At 34.9% G+C, this 18,184-nt stretch carries 13 protein-coding genes; 8 read left to right on the forward strand and 5 right to left on the reverse strand.

All coding sequences use genetic code 11. The annotated features are described in order from the left end of the window. Nucleotides 1–7: 7 nt before the first annotated feature. Complete coding sequence (locus CLV73_RS16935; RefSeq protein ID WP_100378062.1) at nt 8–2,980, reverse strand: SusC/RagA family TonB-linked outer membrane protein; 2,973 nt, start codon at nt 2,978–2,980, stop codon at nt 8–10. Between the two features lie 304 nt (nt 2,981–3,284). Next, the gene (locus CLV73_RS16940) at nt 3,285–4,031 is read right to left on the reverse strand and encodes a glycerophosphodiester phosphodiesterase family protein (RefSeq protein WP_100378063.1); all 747 of its coding nucleotides are present in this window, start codon (nt 4,029–4,031) and stop codon (nt 3,285–3,287) included. Nucleotides 4,032–4,390: 359 nt separating this feature from the next. Between CLV73_RS16940 and ligA the strand changes: the two genes are divergently transcribed. Next, the gene (gene ligA, locus CLV73_RS16945; RefSeq protein WP_100378064.1) at nt 4,391–6,391 is read left to right on the forward strand and encodes an NAD-dependent DNA ligase LigA; all 2,001 of its coding nucleotides are present in this window, start codon (nt 4,391–4,393) and stop codon (nt 6,389–6,391) included. A gap of 191 nt (nt 6,392–6,582) precedes the next feature. Here ligA and CLV73_RS16950 read toward each other — a convergent pair whose 3' ends face one another. Beyond that, nucleotides 6,583–7,233: a DUF1349 domain-containing protein gene (locus CLV73_RS16950; protein WP_100378065.1), complete on the reverse strand. Its 651-nt coding sequence runs from the start codon at nt 7,231–7,233 to the stop codon at nt 6,583–6,585. A gap of 84 nt (nt 7,234–7,317) precedes the next feature. Further along, nucleotides 7,318–7,878 carry a sugar O-acetyltransferase gene (locus CLV73_RS16955; RefSeq protein ID WP_100378066.1) on the reverse strand — a complete coding sequence of 187 codons (561 nt, stop codon included), beginning with the start codon at nt 7,876–7,878 and terminating at the stop codon, nt 7,318–7,320. Nucleotides 7,879–7,956: 78 nt separating this feature from the next. On the opposite strand from CLV73_RS16955, the gene CLV73_RS16960 reads away from it, so the two are divergent. The 4 genes from CLV73_RS16960 to CLV73_RS16975 all read left to right on the forward strand — a co-directional run bounded on the left by CLV73_RS16960 (nt 7,957) and on the right by CLV73_RS16975 (nt 13,151). Next, nucleotides 7,957–8,715 carry a response regulator transcription factor gene (locus CLV73_RS16960; protein WP_100378067.1) on the forward strand — a complete coding sequence of 253 codons (759 nt, stop codon included), beginning with the start codon at nt 7,957–7,959 and terminating at the stop codon, nt 8,713–8,715. Nucleotides 8,716–8,754: 39 nt separating this feature from the next. Continuing rightward, on the forward strand, nt 8,755–9,399 hold the full coding sequence (locus CLV73_RS16965) for an MgtC/SapB family protein (RefSeq protein WP_100378068.1): 645 nt from the start codon (nt 8,755–8,757) through the stop codon (nt 9,397–9,399). Between the two features lie 85 nt (nt 9,400–9,484). Then, nucleotides 9,485–11,626 carry a S46 family peptidase gene (locus CLV73_RS16970; RefSeq protein WP_100378069.1) on the forward strand — a complete coding sequence of 714 codons (2,142 nt, stop codon included), beginning with the start codon at nt 9,485–9,487 and terminating at the stop codon, nt 11,624–11,626. Nucleotides 11,627–11,951: 325 nt separating this feature from the next. After that, nucleotides 11,952–13,151 carry a retropepsin-like aspartic protease gene (locus tag CLV73_RS16975; RefSeq protein WP_100378070.1) on the forward strand — a complete coding sequence of 400 codons (1,200 nt, stop codon included), beginning with the start codon at nt 11,952–11,954 and terminating at the stop codon, nt 13,149–13,151. 62 nt (nt 13,152–13,213) lie between these two features. Here the strand turns inward: CLV73_RS16975 and CLV73_RS16980 are convergent, their stop codons facing one another. After that, on the reverse strand, nt 13,214–16,081 hold the full coding sequence (locus CLV73_RS16980) for a M16 family metallopeptidase (protein ID WP_100378237.1): 2,868 nt from the start codon (nt 16,079–16,081) through the stop codon (nt 13,214–13,216). A gap of 188 nt (nt 16,082–16,269) precedes the next feature. Between CLV73_RS16980 and CLV73_RS16985 the strand changes: the two genes are divergently transcribed. The 3 genes from CLV73_RS16985 to CLV73_RS16995 are packed head-to-tail and all read left to right on the forward strand — an operon-like array spanning nt 16,270 to nt 18,113. Continuing rightward, nucleotides 16,270–16,755 (forward strand): hypothetical protein, encoded by a 486-nt coding sequence (locus tag CLV73_RS16985; RefSeq protein WP_100378071.1) that lies wholly within the window; start codon nt 16,270–16,272, stop codon nt 16,753–16,755. A 36-nt stretch (nt 16,756–16,791) separates the two neighbouring features. After that, nucleotides 16,792–17,352, forward strand: coding sequence for a YdeI/OmpD-associated family protein (locus CLV73_RS16990; RefSeq protein WP_100378072.1), 561 nt, complete (start codon nt 16,792–16,794; stop codon nt 17,350–17,352). A 14-nt stretch (nt 17,353–17,366) separates the two neighbouring features. Next, nucleotides 17,367–18,113, forward strand: a complete 747-nt coding sequence (locus tag CLV73_RS16995; RefSeq protein WP_100378073.1) for a hypothetical protein — start codon at nt 17,367–17,369, stop codon at nt 18,111–18,113. Nucleotides 18,114–18,184: the final 71 nt, after the last annotated feature.

The raw sequence follows: 18,184 nt of genomic DNA on the forward strand, positions 1-18,184 counted from the left end.
TTTAGAATTAGAATTTAGCATTAAGTTGGACACCCACTGTTCTTGCTGTTGGCAGCTGCCCCATTTCAACCCCCGGTGTAATTTGATTGTTATCAAGAGTTGCTGCTTCCGGATCGAATAATGGGAATTTCGTCCACATCCAAAGGTTTCTTCCGAATAAAGCGAAGGTAAGTTCAGAAAGTTTCAGCTGTTCGGTAATGCTTTTTGGGAAAGTATAAGAAATTCTTGCATCTCTCAGCTTGACAAAAGATGTATCGAAAGAGTTGGTTTCTACGTTGGCTCTTCTCCAGTAATCTGCATAGTAGGTAGAAACCAAAACACCTTTTGTGTTTGGAGAAAATGATCCGTCCGGATTTTGAACCACCCCCTGACCTACAATTAAGCCTCCGGGATTATCTCTTCCTACTAAGGTATGCTTCAGTTTTCCCTGTTCCGTCATTTTATGGTGAGATTGAGAATATGCCATCCCTTTATACTGACCATCAAATGAGAAGCTTATGGTAAAACCTTTATATCTGAATTCATTCTGAAGCCCGGCTCTCCATTTCGGATAAGCATTCCCGATTTTTTTCATTTCCGTAGGCTTTGCCGTTAAACCATCGCTCCCGTAAATTACCTGCCCATCCGGAGAATACATTAATCCGTAACCATACATATCTCCCAGTGAACCTCCTACAACAGCATTATAATAAACCACTCCACCTACACTCCCCATCGTATATGGCTCTCCATGGAATTCTTCCGGCAATGACAAAATTTTATTTCTGTTCATAGACCAGTTTGCATTTACGCTCCAAGAGAAGTTTTTGTTTTTAATCGGGAATGTATTCAAAGTCATTTCAATTCCTCTATTCCTTACTTCTCCGGCGTTGATAATCCTTGTACTGTAACCTGTTTCCAACAATGCCGGAATTCTTACAATCTGGTTTTTGTTGTTATTTTGATAGGCAGTAACACTGTAATTGAGTCTGTTTTTAAGGATGCTGAAATCCATACCACCTTCAATATTAGTAAGCATTTCCGGCTTCAGATCTGGGTTTGGATACATTGACGGAGATTCTACCGAACCCGTAAAATCACTATTCTTAAAATATTTTATAAGCATGTAAGGATCCGTATCGTTTCCTACTTTTGACCAAGATGCTCTCAGTTTCCATAAATTCAAATTATTAGAAGATAATTTAAAAATATCTGAAAGGATAACAGAAGTAGCAGCAGAAGGATAAAAATATGAACGAAATGCGGATGGTAACGTACTACTCCAGTCATTTCTTGCGGTAAGATCTAAGAAAACCAAATTTTTGTAACTCAGGTTTACCAATCCATAAGTACTGTTAATCTGCTTATCGTTAGGGGCTGCATATTTAGAAATTACAGAAATTGCGTTCGGCATTGCATAAAAACCTGGCTTTAATAAGCCTTCTCCTGTGTAATCAAACATTTTAACCTCCGTATAACGGATATTTCCTCCCGCAGATGCCGTAAGATCGATATTATTAAAAGATTTTTTGTAGGTAAACAATAAGTCATTATTCAAATCCATCTGTTTGATGAATTGCTCTCTGTACATCCCCTGAAGATAATTTGCAGTATTCCATGGTCTTTTTTGGGCACGAGCTTCATTATTTACTTCCAAGCCAGATCTTAGTGAAATTTCGAAATTCTTGGAAACTTTATAATTAAGGTTGGCACTTCCTGTAATGAAGTTTTTATCTACACTGTTAAGCATTTCATAAGCAATCAGGTAAGGATTGTCTATAAAAGAACTGAATGGATGTACCTGTTCTGTCTGATATTTGTCTTTTTTCCAGATGGGTGCATACCATGCCAAATCAACATTCGGATTTTGGAAAATCATAAAATAGGAAATCGACTGGTTGCTGTATCCTGTTGCAGGAAGATTGTCACTTTTTGTTTTACTGTAATTGAATTTAAAAGCTACTCTTAATCTTTCATTCAGTTTATGATCGAAAGAAAGTGCGGCATTCAGCCTGTCGAAGCCTGTGTTTGGCATCATCCATTCATTTTTAAGATAGGTTAAAGATGATCTGAATGACGTATTTTCGTTAGAGCTTTCCAAAGCAACATTATTGGAATAAGTAGATCCTGTTTTCCAAAAACCTTTGATATTGTCCTTATAAGGGCGCCATAGCTGTCGTTCCTTGCTCTGTCCTTCTATGGTAGGGTCATATTGGAAGTAATACTGTCCGTCAAACTTTGGTCCGAAGGCACTACTTGTTCCTCCGGTACTTACACCGTCTGCCGAGGCTCCATAAGAATAATAATAGTTTCCGTTTTTATCTTTCGTCATCGTTCCCTGTCCGTATTCGTACTGGTAATCCGGCCATTTCAAAACAGTATCAAAGCTTGAATAGGAATTAAAGCTAACCTGGATTTTCCCTTTTTTATTTTTCCCTGACTTTGTAGTAATCATAATGGCTCCACCTGCTCCTCTGGAACCATACAGTGCCGATGCGGTAGATCCTTTCAAAATAGTCATTGATTCTATATCATCCAGATTAATCGTGTTCAGGTTATTTCCGTAATCAATAGGTAAATCTGCTTTAGATCCTGCTCCGTAAGCAGAAAAGCCAGTTCCTGTTGTCGAGCTGTTCAGCGGAACTCCGTCTACTACAATTAGAGCTCCATTATTGGCCGGGTTCATAGAAATATCTCCCCGAAGCTTAATTAAAGAGCTTCCTAAAGGTCCGGCCCCTGCCGTCTGAATTTTCAAACCGGCAACTTTCCCTTCCAATGCTTGTGCCCAGTTATTGTTTTGAGTTTTTAAAATCTCCTCGGAGTTGACTTTTTCCGCAACATATCCCAAAGACTTATCATGTCTTTTAATGCCTAATGCTGTTACAACCACCTCATCAATGCTTTTAATAGTATCTTTTTTAGCTTTTTGCTGAGCCGCCAGATTGACACTGACTAATCCTAACAGTGACAAAACCAGTAATTTTTGAGTCTCTTTACGCATATCCTTTTTGTTTGCGCAAAATTAAACCGACCTCCCCGTAAGGGTTTTAACACTGTTTTAACATTTATTAAATAATCATTAAACCAAATATTAATTTATTTTTAACAAAAAACATCAAAACACTGGGTATCATTCACTTAAGACAATTAAGTATTTTTAATATCAAATCTGTATTGTATTTGCCTACCTTTATTGTCTTTTCCTGATAAAATAAATTTTTCCTTCGTACAAGCAACTCCATTTATCATCAAAAAAGCCTGTCTCCAAAGAAACAGGCTATACAACAGATTATCTGATACAGTTATTATTTTCCCTTCAGCTGATCGGGAATATTGGTTGTAATGAAACCAATACCTTGTTTTTTCAGCTCATCATATACAGTAACATCATTCACCGTCCAGGCATTGGTAATCAGCCCTAATGATTTTGCTTCGGCAATCCATGCAGGATTTTTTTGGAATACGCTGTAATGATAGTCTATTCCATCCAATCCCTCACTCTTAATCTGTTCAGGAGATAATTCTCCTCTCAGATACTGAACTTTAAATGTGGGTTCAAGTCTTTTGATCTCTTTGCAAATGTTTAGGCTGAAAGAGATAAATTCACTTTGAGACTCAAGCTTCATCTCTTTAATCATTTTGATCGTTTTTGCCGTCAGTTCATCTTCTTTTTCCTTGGTTTTATCTGGCTTTATTTCTACGATTAATTTTAATGATTTGTCTTTCTTCCCCTGTTTTAAATAGTCTTTTAAGGTTGGAAATTTCTCTCCGTTCGACAATTTCAATGTTTCCAGTTCTTTAAAATCGGTTTCTGAAATCTCCATTTTTCCGTGGTGTTCGTCATGATTAACCACCAAGACACCATCTTTCGTCATTCTTACATCAAACTCAGATCCATATATTTTCAGATTCTGAGCATTTTCCAATGATTTCAATGAGTTTTCGGTGGTGGGTGGCTGTGTCTGCCAGTACCCTCTGTGTGCAATAATCTGGGTTTGTGCCTTCATTACGACTGTGCTTAAAACTGCTAACCCTAAGATAATTTTTTTCATAATATAATTTGATAGTTTATATAAAAAGCTTCGAAACTTTTAGATAAAGGTACTATTAATTGTTAACACTAATATTTTATACCAAGTATATTTCCACATTACATGTTTTCACTCTCCAACTTTCTACAATATTATTTTGTGAAATAATCCGTACAAAGATATTATCACTTTTAAAATATGTGTTTAATGAAATATTAATATTTTTAATGAAATGATAACACTATATTAAGCCATTGTAAGCAGCTATTTAATCAATTTGTTAGAACATATCAATTGTTTTTAATTTCTCAGAATATTTAATTCACCTATTTTTTAAATGCAATTACTTTAATTACTTTTGCTTAAAAGATAGAAACCCAATGTCCGAAAACATTCAACAAAAAATAGAAGAACTTCGTAAAGAGCTTCATCAACATAATGAAAATTATTATCTTCTTGATACTCCGACAATTTCAGATTTTGATTTTGATATGCTGTTGGAAGAACTTCGTGATCTGGAAGCAAAATACCCTGAGTTTTACGATGAAAACTCTCCAACAGTACGTATTGGTGGCGGAATTACCAAAGTTTTCCCGACAGTTCAGCATAAATTCAGAATGTATTCTCTGGACAATTCTTATGATTTTAACGATCTTGAAGACTGGGAAAAAAGAATTATCAAAACCATTGATGAACCTGTAGAGTTTGTTGCTGAGCTCAAATACGACGGGGCCTCCATTTCTATTTTGTATGAAAACGGAAAATTAGCTCAGGCCGTTACTCGTGGAGACGGTTTTCAGGGTGACGAAATTACGGCAAATGTCCGTACCATTTCGGATATTCCATTGAAATTAAAAGGTGATTTTCCTGAACATTTCTTTATGCGCGGTGAAATTTATCTTACGAGAAAAAATTTTGATAAAATCAATAAATTACGTGAGGAGGAAGGGCTTGATCCTTTCATGAATCCAAGAAATACAGCCAGTGGAAGCTTAAAAATGCAGGACAGTGGTGAAGTGAGGAAGCGCGGACTTTCCTCAGTTTTATATCAGTTTATTTCCGAAGATATCCCCGCAGAATCGCATTGGGAATTGCTTGAAAAGGCAAAATCCTGGGGATTCAAAACTTCTCAACAGGCAAAACTATGCACGACTTTAGATGAGGTGAAAGAATTCATTAATTTCTGGGATGTTGAAAGACATAATTTACCTTTCGAAATTGACGGTATTGTTTTAAAAGTCAATTCCTTACAACAACAGAGACAACTTGGATATACTGCTAAGTCTCCGCGTTGGGCAATGGCTTATAAATTTAAAGCCGAAAAAGTGGAAACCGAATTACAAAGCGTTTCTTATCAGGTCGGAAGAACAGGAGCCATTACTCCGGTTGCTAATCTGAAGCCTGTTTTGCTGGCCGGAACCATTGTAAAAAGAGCTTCCCTACACAATGAAGATATCATCAAGAAGTTAGATCTCCATGAAAACGATTTCGTTTATGTAGAAAAAGGTGGTGAAATCATTCCGAAAATTGTAGGAGTCAATACCGAGAAAAGAACTGATGAAAGCAAAGAGATCGAATACATCAAACACTGCCCGGAATGTGGAACAGAATTAGTAAAAATTGAAGACCAGGCGATTCATTTTTGTCCGAATGAGCTTCATTGTCCGCCGCAGGTTGTGGGAAGGATGATTCATTATGTTTCCAGAAAGGCATTAAATATTGAAAACCTGGGAAGCGAAACCATCGAACAGCTTTACAGAGAAAAATTGATTGAAAACCCTGCAGACTTTTATACTTTAACCAAAGAACAGCTTCTTCCACTTGAAAGAATGGCAGAAAAGTCTGCACAGAACATCATTTCAGGAATTGAAAAATCAAAAGAAATTCCTTTTGAAAAGGTATTGTACGGAATTGGAATAAAACATGTTGGTGAAACGGTCGCTAAAAAACTGGTTAAGAATTTTCCGACTATTGAAGAGTTGAAGAATGCTACCGTTGAAGAGCTTTGTCAGGTGGAAGACATCGGGACAAAAATCGCAGTGAGTATTGTAGACTTCTTTACCAATTCTGAGAATATTTTAATGATCGAAAGACTAAAATCCTACGGAGTTCAGCTAGAAAAAGGAGAAAGTACCAATGAAGTTTTATCCAATGCTTTAGAAGGAAAAACCTTCCTTTTCACGGGAAAATTATCTTTGTTCACAAGAGAATCTGCAGAAGAAATGGTAGAAAAACATGGCGGAAAAAACATTTCTGCAGTATCTAAAAACCTTAATTATCTCGTAGTAGGCGAAAAAGCTGGAAGCAAACTGAAAAAAGCCCAAGATATCGGAACAATTGAAATTCTGGATGAGCAGCAGTTCTTAGATTTGATTGGATAAAATAGGTTGAGACAAAGGTTGAAATTAAGATATAATTTGCAGAAAATTTGTGAGTACATCGAAAATTCTAGCCCTGATCGAAACGACATCCTTTTGCGAAACAAAGTGGAGCAAAAGATACAGTGGCGAGCAGGTTTCCGGCTCCTAAAAAATAAAACTCTCAGGAATATTAATCTGAGAGTTTTTCATGTTTACTGATTATTCTTTAACCATTCCAATCTTCGCTGATCAGGAAGATGTTTTACAGAAAAATTTTCAAAAGTAGCCTTAAATCCTTTTCCATCAGGACTTGCTGCCATGAAACCAACTTTTACAGGAATATTATCCTGCAAATGAGCATTTCTCATCATCACATATTCTTTGTCGTCAAACGAATAGAAAATTTCCACAGCATCTAATCTGCGAACCGCTTTTATCCAAACAAAAGGTGGTGTTTTATCTAAAACAATCACGCTCCAATCACTAGTTTTATGAGTAACTACGGTACTTAGATTGAATTTTCCGTCAACAAATTCAACACCGGCTTTTATATAATTTTCTTCATCAACTCTCAACATCAATCCCATCTGGTCAAAACGGGCTTTATAATCTCCGGTAATTTTAACTTTGGCTTCAAATTCTCCGCCGTAAGTGGAATAATAAAATGGTGCATCATCAACCGTAAAACCATAATGTGAAATCCTCCAATAATCGCTTTGTGGCGTGACTGTCATTGTTAGTTTTTTGTCTTTGATTTCCCATTCAGATGGTTCATTAAACCAAGTCATTTTTTCTAAAGACTGTGCTTTAGTCCCTTGAAAAAAGGAGAAAACTGCAAAAGAAGCAACTATTATTTTTTTCATTTTTATTTAAATATTAAAATGTACTCACACTAATTTTGCTGATCTTTTAATCTGCTAAATCAAAATAATCTGCGTGAGAAAAAACTAAATTTCTCTAATGACTTTACAAGGATTTCCGAAAGCCAAAACATTGGCAGGAATATCTTTTGTAACGACACTTCCCGCTCCAATCACCGTATTATCACCAATTGCAACACCGGGAAGAATGGTACAACCACCACCAATCCAAACATTATTTCCAATGGTAATAGGTTTTGCATCTTCCAAACCTTTGTTTCTTTCCTCTACATTCAAAGGATGTCCTGCTGTATAAAATCCACAATTGGGAGCGATGAAAACGTTATCTCCGAAAGTCACTTTAGCACAGTCTAAAATAACAACATTGTGATTGGTATAAAAGTTTTCGCCAACCTCGATATTGTACCCGTAATCGCAATAAAATGGTTGTTCGACAAGGAATTTATCGGTTGTTCTTCCAAAAAGCTTCTTGATTAAGCTTTGTCTTTCTTCAATTTTTGAAGGCAAAAGATGATTATATTCGAAACATAAATCTTTACATTGTTGTCTTTCCGCAACCAAAATGGCATCACCTGCGTCATATAATTCACCGGAAAGCATTTTTTGTTTTTCGTTCAAATTATTCATTGTATTTTTACAATTATAAGTCAACAAATCTAACCGCTTTAAACACTTTAATCAATACTGACAAATAACCATTTTTAAATGACGAATATTCAATCCGACTTAAATGACCAACTTTTACAACAGGATTTTCCATCAACTGAAAATGAAAAAATTCAGCTGGAAAGCTGTCAGAAAATGGCAAAAAATTTTGTAGAACTCGAAAACGGAATTGCTATTTTAAGTGATTTGAAAAATAATAAAAGTTATATTTATTCAGGAAAATTTGCCGATGAAATTAATATTTTCAGGGATAAAAATATTCAGGAGATTGACAGCATTTGGGAAAAAGAATTATTTGACCAGCTTAATTCTGAAGATGTATTGCAAAAACATATTTTGGAGCTGCAGTTTTTTCAATTTATTAAAACCATTCCCTTTGAACAGCGTAGAGATTATTGTGTAATCAGCAGATTAAGGCTTTCAGAAAGGCAAAATCAGAGATCTTTAATCCATAAAATGTTTTATTTTTCAAATTCTGAAAACTGCAATACCGAATTATCTCTTTGTCTCTATCATTTTGATTTTTTCCAATCAGATTCTTACACCGGAATGATTATTAATACTGCAAACGGAACAATTATCCATCAGACAGAAGCCGAAAATTCGACATTTCTTTCTGTACGCGAAAAGGAAATTCTAAAAATGATTCAACAGGGAAAAAAAAGCAAAGAAATTGCCGAACTTTTGTTCATTAGCATCAATACCGTCAATCGACACCGACAGAATATTCTTGAAAAAATGCGAGTTTCGAATACAACCGAAGCCTGTACAATGGCTTCAAAATTGAATTGGATTTAAACTATAATTTATTGTAACTTTAATTTACAAAAATTTAAAATGGATTTCCTGAAAGACCATTCCATCCAAAACGAACTTCTGCTGATTTTCTTTTCAGTATTACTGGGTCTTTGCATCGGTGCTGAAAGAGAGTACCGCAATAAATCGGCAGGTTTACGAACTTTCATTCTCGTTTGTTTCGGCTCATGCCTTTTTACGATTCTATCCATAAAAATTGGTGTGGAAAATCCTGATCGACTTGCTGCAAATATTATAACCGGAATCGGTTTTTTAGGAGCCGGCGTTATTTTTAAAGGAGATAATAAAATTGACGGAATTACTACTGCAACTACCATTTGGGCAACCGCTTCCATTGGTATGGCGGTAGGTTCGGGATATGTTTATCTTTCATTTTTAGGAACAATTTTGGTCTTGCTGATTTTAAGCTCTCTCACTTATTTTGAAAAATTTATAGACAGACAGCACAAAATAAGAGAGTACAAAATTGCAGTGACTAATGCTAAAGAAATTCTTCATTGTGAAAAGCTTTTCAAAAAGCATAACCTAAAGTTTATAATATCAAAACAGCAATACAGCCAGGGAAATCTTGCCACCAATTGGATTCTTACCGGCAAAAACACCAATCATGAAGCCTTAATGAAAGAACTTATGGAAGATGAAAAAATAATTGCTTATCAATTTTAGTAAAAATAATTGGACCACCTCAAAAGCGGTCTTTTTCTTTTAGTAAAAAATTAATTTTATGTATTTTTAGGCAAAATTTTTTGTAATGATAAAACGTAATATTCTCATTGCTTCGGCATTCTTTAGTTTTTCTTTAGGAATTGCCCAGCAATACGGCGGAATGTGGATCCCGACAGAGCTTAATGAAAAGGAAATGAAAGACTTGGGAATGAAAATTTCTGCTAAAGATATATTCAATGTTCAAAAACCAAGCATTAAAGATGCTGTAGTACAGTTCAACGGAGGCTGTACTGCCGAAATTATTTCTCCAAAAGGGTTACTTCTTACCAATCACCACTGCGGATACGGACAGATACAGGCACATTCTACGGTTGAAAACGATCTTCTATCCAATGGTTTCTGGGCTAAAAATACGGAAGGTGAACTTCCTAATCCAGGTGTTACGGTAGATTTTATTGTAGATATTAAAGAAGTTACCCAACAAATCCTTGAAGGCACAGACAAACTTACAGAACCTGAGCTTTCAAAAAAAATTGCCAATAATATTGAAGTTTATAAAAACTCTCAAAAAATAGAATCTTACCAGTCTATTTCTGTAAAATCAATGTATTACGGAAATAAGTACTATGCTTATACTATCGAAACTTATAAAGACATCAGATTGGTAGGAGCACCACCACAAAGTATCGGAAAATTTGGAAGCGATACCGATAACTGGGTTTGGCCAAGACATACTGGAGATTTCTCGATGTTCCGAATTTATGCTGGAAAGGACAATAAGCCTGCAGAATATTCAAAAGATAACATTCCTTACGTTCCGAAGCATTATCTTCCGGTTTCTATTAAAGATAAAAATGAAAATGATTTCACTTTCGTATTTGGATTCCCGGGAAGAACAACGGAATACTTACCGTCTATTGCTGTGGAAAAAATCATGAAGGAAATTGATCCGGCAAAAATTGCCGTGAGAGATATTGCATTAAAAACGTTAGATGAAAAAATGCGTACAGATGATGCCACACGTATCAAATATGCGTCAAAATATGCTTCTGTAGCCAATTACTGGAAAAAATGGATCGGTGAGGTTGAAGGATTAAAGAAATCTAATGCTGTAGAGAAAAAAGTAATGTATGAAGGTTCTTTGGTTTCAAAAAATCACGAGATCAAATCTACATTAGACCAGCTTAATAAATTGTACAACGATCAGGCTCCATATGCTCTGAACAACGCTTATTATACGGAAGTTATAAGAAATGCTGAAACATTGATGCTGGCTAGTCTTTACTACAACTACGTGACTTCAGTAGAAGCTGGAAGAATGGATGAAAAGGCAACAACCACCTTCAAAAATAAATTAACTTCATTTTATAAGGATTACAGTGCTGAGTTAGATGCAAAGGTTACAGCAAAATTGTTAGCATTGTACGCTAATAAAACGGCTCCACAATTCTTACCTGCAGGATTCGATAAGTATAAAAATGAAGCTCAGAATATTCAGAGCATTGAAGAAGCATCTAAAAACTCTGTCATTACAGGAAGAACTGAAGTAAATGGTGCTTCTACCTCTAAAGATATTGAAAAAGCATTTTCTAATCAGGATAAGCTGATCAAAACACTGAGAAAAGATCCTATCTATCAGATTTATGTTACTTTAAGGGAAACATATATGAAAACAGCTGATCCTCAGTTTACTTCTTTGCAGGCTAAAATTGATGAGCTACAGAAAACATTCATGGCTCAGCAAATGGAAACCGATAAAGACAGAAAATTCTTCCCGGATGCCAATTCCACTCTACGTGTTACATATGGAAAAGTAAAAGGATCCAGCCCGAGAGATGCGGTTTCCTATAATTACCAGACGCATTTGGCAGGGGTAATGGAAAAATATGTTCCTGGAGATTATGAATTCGATGTTCCTAAGAAACTGATCGATCTTTACAATAAAAAAGACTTCGGAATTTATAAAGATAAAACAGGTGATGTTCCTGTAGGATTTACGGCAACCAACCACACAACGGGAGGAAACTCTGGAAGTCCTGCTCTGGATGCCAACGGAAACCTGGTTGGACTGAATTTCGACAGACAGTGGGAAGGAACAATGAGTGACATCAATTATGACCCTCGTTTCAGCCGAAATATTATGGTGGATACAAAATACATTCTTTTCATCATCGATAAATATGCTGATTCAAAATGGCTGATCGATGAAATGAAAGTTGTAAAGTAAAATAACAATCCTGGAAAAATCCAGGATTTATTTTTTTATTATAGCCAATTAGTAATTATGGACTTTTGATTGATAAACTTTAGTCTTATAAAACTCTTCATCATGTGAAAAATTAATATATTTGAGTTATTCTTTATCAATATATGAATATAAAAAGCAACTGAAGTTAATGTTGGGATTCTCATTTTACTGTGCAGAAGCCTTTCTACAAAAAAAGATTTCATACCAAGTCAGAGCATAAATATGTAAGGAACAACTCTTCAAAGAAATTAAATAATCTATCTAAGTTTGCCACTTATTTTTAGTATCAAACAACTTTTATCCTATGAAAAAACTTTTATGTATCGTATTTCTGACATTTCTTATAAGTTTTACTTTAGCTCAGAATAAAATTAATCTCAATCAGGGAACAATTTTACCAAAAAAATACAATCAGACAGTTCCTTATGAAAAGATAAAGGGAAAACTAATGGTAAAAGTTCAGATTAATAATAAGAATTACAATTTTCTTTTCGACACAGGAGCTCCTTTTGCTATTTCTCAAAAGCTTTTTAAAGAATTAAATTTAAAAACCGTAGGTGATGTAGATTTACATGACTCTTCCGGAAAGGCTGAAAAAATGATTATCACCAGTCTTCCTGATTTGCAATTGGGAGAAATACATTTTAAAGATAGTCAGGGAATTGTTTTTCAGGAAACAACAACCGAAATATTAACCTGTTTTGGTATTGACGGAATCATCGGAAGTAATATGCTGCGTAACTCTGTGGTACAGTTTGATGACAGAAATAATCAGATTATCATTACAGATAATGCTGATAATTTATCCCTAAAAACTGAAGTTTATCAAAAGCTTGATTTATCTGCGAGCCAGAGCAATCCTTTTATTAATGTGATCCTCAAAAAAGGAAAAAATGATGCTGCAGATAAAATACTTTTTGATTCCGGTGCAGAAAGCTTTTATGAAATGTCTTTGGATGCTTACAAATTTTTAAAAGAAAAAACCGATGTTATCACAACCGTTGCGGAAAGTAAAGGAACATATTCATGGGGATTTCATGGGATGAGTGATTTACAGTTCCAGCATATTTTAGAAACTCCTGAATTTATTCTCAATAATGAAAAGTTTGAAAATATACGGATTACCACTACAGAAAGTCAAGAATCCCGAATGGGATCTAAAAGCTTTCAGTTCGGTAAGTTTACGTTAGATTACCGTAAAAAAAGATTTTATTTCGAGCCTTATGAGAACATCGATAAAACAAAAGTTTCTGAAAAGACATGGGGAATTTCTCCTACCATAAAAAACAAAAAATTTGTAGTAGGAATTATCTGGGATAAGAGCCTGGAAAAAGAAATAAATCTTGAAGACGAAATTCTTCAGTTTGGAAGCGTGGACTTTGAAAAGAAAGATTTTTGTGAGCTGATAAAAGCTGAAACCGATTTTCAGGAAAAAGAACTTACTGTCGTTTTAAAAGATATAAAAACCGGGAAAATTAAATCCGTTACAATAAAAAAAATATAAAGAGATAAATCCTTTTTTCAATATAAAAAAATCTGCTGAAATTTTCAGCAGATTTTTGTTTTTTAATGTCCAAAAATATCTTTCAGACTCACTTCTTTGAATGTCCCCATCTTATTTACCGCTTCCCTATTCAGGTTTTCTTTTTTCCCGATAATGGCGGTATTGAAATGAATCGGTTTTATTGAGGTCTGATAAAATTCTTTCAGATCACTAAATTTCAGGTTTTCGATCTGATAATAAATATCTTTTCTGAAATCGTAATCAATCCCCAGCTTTTTCAGTCGCAAAGTATTAAAGAAAATATTGGTTCTTGTAATCCTTGTGGAAGCAATCTGTTTCAACGCTGCATTTCGGGCATTTTCAAACTGACTGGGAACTTCAGGAAGCTCACTCATCAGCTCCGTCATGGTATCTACTGCAATCTGTAACTTGTCAGGCTGTGTTCCAATATATGTTGTGATATAATCAGGGTGATTCAATTCTGAATTAGGAGCATAAGAAACATAGGCAGAATAGGCAAGGCTCTTACTCTCACGTATTTCCTGAAAAACGATGGATGATAATCCTCTTCCGAAATATTCATTAAAAACATTGATTTTCCCAAAGTTATTAATATTTACAGGATTTCCTCGTCCCACTTTGCTCATCTCCATTTGCACCATGTCATAGTTGATAAAACAAACATTCCCGCTTGTTTCCGGTTCCGGATATAGTTTCGGCTCCGAAATCTGAAGAGTTGCATTCTCTATATACTTTCCGATATAGGCCGTGAAACTTTCAAAATTTTTACCATAGAAAAATATCTGGTAAGGAAATTTGAACAGCTTTTTAAGCCTGTCGGTAAACACTTCAACATCAGCATTTTTAAGCTCATCCTCCGAGATAATATCGGTAAACCGGGAGAATGCTCCCAGTTTTGTATAATTTGTTAAGGCCGTCATAATTCGGCTTTTATCTTTTTTTACAGCCGCTCTGTTCTCTAAAACAGTTTCTACGAATTGTTCATAAATTTCCCGGTCAGGCTTTACGTTATACATCCAATGCTGAAGAAGCTCTATTCCTTTTTCAATATTTTCTTCCAGTCCGCTTAAAGAAATTAAAAGCTGATCATTGGTGGTTTTAAAATCATTGGAAACCCCGATTTTAAAAAATTCTTTTTTAAGATCTTCCGGTGAAAACTTATCAGTCCCCAAATATTGAAGAATCTGGGTAGAAATTCCCAAATCGCGGTCATGATCGCTTCCAAAAGGAAAAATAAAATGAACCTGGGCAATATCATTATACTTATTTTTAACGAAGCTCAGTTTTTTATCTTTACTTAAGTCTGTTTTAATTTCTTTCTGATAATCAATAAATTCAGGCTGGATATCTCCTGTTTTTTCTTCCAGAATCTGCTGTAAAAATTCAGATTGATTTTCACGGTTGATTTTTACTGGGGTTATTCCCGGGTTTTCAACTCTGATTAGCCTGTCATTAGTTCCTTTTTCTTTATAAACAATTACATAATTTTCTCTGAAAAATTCATTGGCAAAAGACACCACATCCTCTTTCGTAAATTGAGCATATTCATCCATTTCATTCAGCTCCTGTTCCCAGGTTCTTCCTTTAATGTAGGTATCATAAAGATTGGTCGCCAGTCCGTCTGCAGTTTCCAGGGTTTTCATTCTCTGCAGCTTAAAATCGTTGATAATAGCAGGAAGCATCCAATCCGGAAAATCTCCGTTTTTCAATAATTCTATCTGTTCTAAAACCAATTCTTTAGCTTCATCCAAAGTCTGGGTTTCTTTAGGAACGGCAACAATTGAAAAATATCCGTATTCCTTTAATCCTACAGAAAAAGCCTGTCCCCAAAGTAACTTTTGAGTCTGATTAATATTTAAATCCAGTAATCCGGCTTCTCCTCTATTGCTCAGAATATTGGCTACAATATCCGCCAACATTGCTTCTCTGGTTCCGTAGCTTTCCGTTCTCCAGGCCAATTGTACTCTGGGTGTAGTGGGGCTTTTCACGGTTCTTCTTACAATTTCTGCAATCGGTTTTTCAATAATCGGAGTTTTTACCGGAAGCTCTCTGTAAGGAATTGCCCCAAAATACTGGTCCACAAGCTGAATCGTTTTTTCAAAATCTAAATCCCCGACTAAAACCACTGCATAATTATTAGGTACATAATATTCATCAAAATACTTGTGAATAGCCTTCATTGATGGATTTTTCAAATGTTCCGGCTTTCCTAATGTTGTTTGCTGCCCATTGGGATGATTGGGAAAAAGGGCATCCATCAGTTCATAATTCACTAATCTTGAATCATTATCCTGTGCACGGTTGAATTCTTCATAAACAGATTCCAGTTCAGTATGAAAAAGCCTTAAAACTATTTCTGAAAACCGTTCTTTTTCAACTTTAAGCCATTTTTCAAGCTCATTATTGGGAATATTGTTTTTGTACACCGTTTCATCAAACCATGTATGTGCATTCGTTCCTGTAGCTCCTAATGAAGAGATTGCCTTATCATATTCATTGGCAATCGCATACTGACTGGCTTCCTGGGAAATTTCGTCTATTTTTTTATAGATTTCTTTCTTTTTCTCAGGATCAGGTTCAGCTTTATGCTGCTCGTACAAATCTGATATCTGATCTAATAATTTACTTTCCTTTTCCCAGTTCTGAGTTCCGATTTTTGAAGTTCCTTTAAACATCATATGCTCAAGGTAATGCGCTAATCCCGTATTATCAGAAGGATCATTATTACTTCCCGTTCTCACCGGAACATAAGTCTGAATTCTTGGGGCATCAAAATTCTGAGCCAAAAAAACTTTTAGCCCATTCTTTAATGTGTAAATTCTTACCTTATTTTCGTCATTGGAAATTGTTGTATATTCGTAATTGTTGAAGTCTGTATGAATAGTTTCTCTGTATCTTCTGTCGGTCATAAATAAGCTCATTTTCATTCTTAAAAAGAAGAATGTTTACAAATGTAAGGAATCAAAAAAGAACCTCTGAAAAATTACTGAATATTACATCTATTGTTGTGATTGTGAAATGTTAAAATTTTATTTGGTATTCTCCATCACTTACATAAATGTTTTAAATTTGGATATATCACTTTTCAACTTTTAAAATGACTGATACCCTATTTCCTTTTTTCATTGCAGCCCTGATCTTATTTCCCATTGCTTTGGGTATTTATTTTTCCATCGAAAAGCAGAAGATTTTAACAAGTTGTAAACTTCCAGACTCCAGAGAACTGAAAAATATTTATGGAACAACCGTAACAGATAAAGGTCCGCTGAATTGGAATTTAGAATTTAATACTTTTGATGTGCTTATTAATGATAATTCTATTTTTCTATTTGTAAAGGCTTATGGGTTTATCCCCAAACGAATCACTAATTTGTTATTCTCTAGATCTGATGTAAGTCATACTAAAAAGCCTACTCTTCTCAGAGAATATAAAATTAATCATGACAGCATTCAGTTTGTTTATTATCCTCGTCATTTGATGAACCGAAGCAGAAAAGTAACCCTGCAAAAACTAAGACCAGATGAAATTTCCATGTTAGAGGAAGTATTAAATGGTAAAAGCAGAAGATCTTATGATCTTTAACTATGAATATAAAAGAAAATTCAATAACCTTTTAAAATGTCAGCAACATTCTTCCCCACACCACAGGATTTCCGAAACTGGCTGGAAAAAAATCATCAAAACGAAAAGGAGCTTCTCGTTGGGTTCTACAAGCTCGGAACAAAAAAGCCTTCCATGACCTGGTCCGAATCTGTAGATCAGGCATTATGCTTTGGATGGATTGACGGTGTGAGAAAATCCATTGATGAGGAAAGCTACAGCATCCGTTTCACGCCCCGAAAACCTACAAGCATTTGGAGTGCTATCAATATTAAAAAAATTGAAGACCTTACAAAAGCCGGATTAATGACTCCGCAAGGGCTGAAAGCTTTTGAATTGCGAAAACCCGAAAGATCCGCCATTTATTCTCACGAAAAGGAATTGGCAACTCTCTACCCCGACTATGAAAAGCAGTTTAAAGCCAATAAAAAGGCATGGGAATTTTTCAATAATCAAGCACCGTCTTATAAAAAAGTGATGTTGCATTGGATTACAAGTGCTAAACAGGAGAAAACAAGGTTATCGAGATTGGAGAAGACGATCAGGGAAAGTGAACAAGGGAAACGAGTATTATTATAAATACAAAAACACAAATGAAAAACATCAAAAAAACAGCTTTATTACTCATTATTATTTTCACTTATTCATGCACCAAAAATACTGATCAACAACATCACATTAATAAGAAAGAGCGATTTTCAGACCCAACTGTTAATAATACTGTTAGTGAAAATAAATCCGAAAATAAAAATCCTGACTTTCCCATTACCGAAGGGCGTGTTTCAGATATTATTCCGAAAAAATTTGAAATTCAGTATGAAACAGAAGGCGACATTAATGGTGACGGATTGCCAGATAATGTTATTGTTCTTAGACAAAAATCTGATACTCTTTCCTCACGTACAGTAATTGTCCTTTTAAAAAATAAAGATCATAGTTTCCGGCTTGATAAAATTTCACCAAACTTACTTCCTGCCGAGTACAATGAAGCTGGCTATAAGAAATATGATCCGGAAGATATCTCCATTGAAAAAGGAATTTTATCAGTAAATCTATACAATCCTGCTCCTTATGGGAATCTTTTCTTTAATTTCAAATATTTAAATCGTGATTTGGTTTTAACTTATATTGAAACGTATAACGCAGGAGCCGGAAGCCATCAGTCATTATACTATGAGCCTTTAAAAGGGAAATTTATCCAGGAAGTAACTAATACCATGGAAGAAGAAATGCCTTCAGAAACTAAAAGCTTCCGGATAAAAAAGCAGAAATTTTTGTTTGAAAACTCTTCACCCGAAGATATTATTTCTAAAGTATATTCTGAAAATGATGTTTTATAATTAAATCACTTTATTCCTGACCTTTAAAACCTTTGAATACAAAAACTATTGTCTTACCTTTGAATCTTGAA

It is taken from the genome of Chryseobacterium geocarposphaerae (assembly GCF_002797535.1).
Lineage (GTDB): Bacteria > Bacteroidota > Bacteroidia > Flavobacteriales > Weeksellaceae > Chryseobacterium > Chryseobacterium geocarposphaerae.

What these genes read in the sequence shown, in the direction of transcription:
- CLV73_RS16960 (WP_100378067.1), top strand. Translation starts at nt 7,957, where the DNA reads ATGACGAATATTCAATCCGACTTAAATGACCAACTTTTACAACAGGAT.
- CLV73_RS16935 (WP_100378062.1), bottom strand. Translation starts at nt 2,980, where the DNA reads ATGCGTAAAGAGACTCAAAAATTACTGGTTTTGTCACTGTTAGGATTA.
- CLV73_RS16990 (WP_100378072.1), top strand. Translation starts at nt 16,792, where the DNA reads ATGTCAGCAACATTCTTCCCCACACCACAGGATTTCCGAAACTGGCTG.
- CLV73_RS16980 (WP_100378237.1), bottom strand. Translation starts at nt 16,081, where the DNA reads ATGACCGACAGAAGATACAGAGAAACTATTCATACAGACTTCAACAAT.
- CLV73_RS16950 (WP_100378065.1), bottom strand. Translation starts at nt 7,233, where the DNA reads ATGAAAAAAATAATAGTTGCTTCTTTTGCAGTTTTCTCCTTTTTTCAA.
- CLV73_RS16975 (WP_100378070.1), top strand. Translation starts at nt 11,952, where the DNA reads ATGAAAAAACTTTTATGTATCGTATTTCTGACATTTCTTATAAGTTTT.
- CLV73_RS16955 (WP_100378066.1), bottom strand. Translation starts at nt 7,878, where the DNA reads ATGAATAATTTGAACGAAAAACAAAAAATGCTTTCCGGTGAATTATAT.
- ligA (WP_100378064.1), top strand. Translation starts at nt 4,391, where the DNA reads ATGTCCGAAAACATTCAACAAAAAATAGAAGAACTTCGTAAAGAGCTT.
- CLV73_RS16940 (WP_100378063.1), bottom strand. Translation starts at nt 4,031, where the DNA reads ATGAAAAAAATTATCTTAGGGTTAGCAGTTTTAAGCACAGTCGTAATG.
- CLV73_RS16985 (WP_100378071.1), top strand. Translation starts at nt 16,270, where the DNA reads ATGACTGATACCCTATTTCCTTTTTTCATTGCAGCCCTGATCTTATTT.
- CLV73_RS16965 (WP_100378068.1), top strand. Translation starts at nt 8,755, where the DNA reads ATGGATTTCCTGAAAGACCATTCCATCCAAAACGAACTTCTGCTGATT.
- CLV73_RS16970 (WP_100378069.1), top strand. Translation starts at nt 9,485, where the DNA reads ATGATAAAACGTAATATTCTCATTGCTTCGGCATTCTTTAGTTTTTCT.
- CLV73_RS16995 (WP_100378073.1), top strand. Translation starts at nt 17,367, where the DNA reads ATGAAAAACATCAAAAAAACAGCTTTATTACTCATTATTATTTTCACT.